This window comes from Treponema sp. R6D11, from assembly GCF_054786075.1.
Map to the genome: position 1 here is coordinate 1 of NZ_BDHD01000323.1, position 1,441 is coordinate 1,441.

General features: G+C 49.5%; 1 protein-coding gene and 1 pseudogene. Both read right to left on the reverse strand.

What is annotated here, in order from left to right; all coding sequences use genetic code 11:
* A pseudogene (locus ACYVTD_RS12740) lies at positions 1–297 on the reverse strand (motility associated factor glycosyltransferase family protein); the annotation flags it as partial.
* A partial coding sequence (locus ACYVTD_RS12745; RefSeq protein ID WP_461248125.1) for a 6-hydroxymethylpterin diphosphokinase MptE-like protein occupies positions 290–1,441 on the reverse strand: 1,152 nt, incomplete at its 5' end. The gene ACYVTD_RS12745 and the pseudogene ACYVTD_RS12740, both read right to left, overlap by 8 nt.

Here is a 1,441-nt window from a genome sequence, read left to right on the forward strand (position 1 = left end):
GTTTAAGAGCGGCGAGTAATCTTTTGCGGATAACAGTTCTTGAATACCGTCCTTGTCAAAATCTATTACGACAATTTGCGCGGCGGTGTTTGCGAGAGCGGCATCTGGAGCAAAACCGCCGCCTAGGCCAAAAAAAATCACGAAGCCCGTATCGGGCGGAATGGTCGAGACGAGGCGTTCGGCTTCGCGCTTGGGATCGATTAACGAGTGGAGGGGGCGGTTATCTCCGGGCGCGACTACAATGGAAGGGACAATTTCGCCTGAGCGCGATTCGGAAAAAATGTAGCGGCTACCCATAGGCCGCCTCGTTAATAGCGGTTTCCATTTGATTGTCGGTTACGTCTTTTTCATCGGGGAACAGCAGGGGGGCAAGTTCAGTCTTTAGGTTCGCCGAATATTCGCCGTTTTTCAAGGCGGCGATTAGGGCTTTAACGCCTCTTTCACGGAAGTTCGAAGGATCGCCATTTACTTTCTGCGCCTTAAAATACTCGCCGGTGTTGTATTTGCCCGCCTTTTCTTCGCAAAGCGCGTTTTCAAATACTTCGTTGTGGCCAAGGGAAAAAATCCGTTTCGGCCATGAGGCAAGCTGTTTCTTAAACCACGCGGCGTAAATGTCAAAACTTCCGCCTTCCTGTATAAGACTCGATCTTATAAAACTTTGCGAGTATACGGGAGTAAAACGGCTTGCGTTGTCAAAAAGCAAGTGGTCAAAAGCGTAAGGCCGCACATGGCTTCTCATGTCCTTAACGGAAAGATCCATGCCGGCAAGATAAATGTTTCCGCTTGTCAGGGCGAGCGCGAGTTCCACGGCGCAGGCGGTAACGGTTCCTTTTTGCGGAATGATTACCGAAGGCAGGGAAAGCTCGTGCAGGATGACGCTCTGCCAAAAACTGCCGTCGTTCATTATCAGCATGGGACTTCCCGCGCACTGAGAGGGAAGGGCGGCGCAGAGGTTTACTGCGAAGGAAGCGGCACTTGCCGCGTCGTTGCGAACGCCGTCATAACTACCGTCCTCCTGTTTTCTGAAAAAAGGATAGATGTGCCGCAACGCCCAGTTGCCGCCGTCCGTGCTTATTACTATGTCCGCCTTAACGCCGTAATGGGAGAGCGCCATTACCGAAGATGAGGCGGCGATTATTAAACATTCTTCCTGTACTTTTTTAATGGTAGGTATGGCTTTTTCTAAGCCGGGGCCGGAACCTGTGATAATTACGGGAATATCCATCGACTTGTAAAGGAGGATTTTTCGCGCTTTTCCAAGATTATTAAAAAAATTGCCTACCCATTTTTTGCCGAAAGCGGCGGTCGTTCTTTTTACCGCGTCCATGCGTTTTAGAAAATCGACGACGAAAGAAAACAGTTTTACATAATCCTGTTTGTAGAAATTCATGGAAGGCCGCCATTCGATTATTTTTATGTTTGCCGCGTCCGTTTCAGGGAC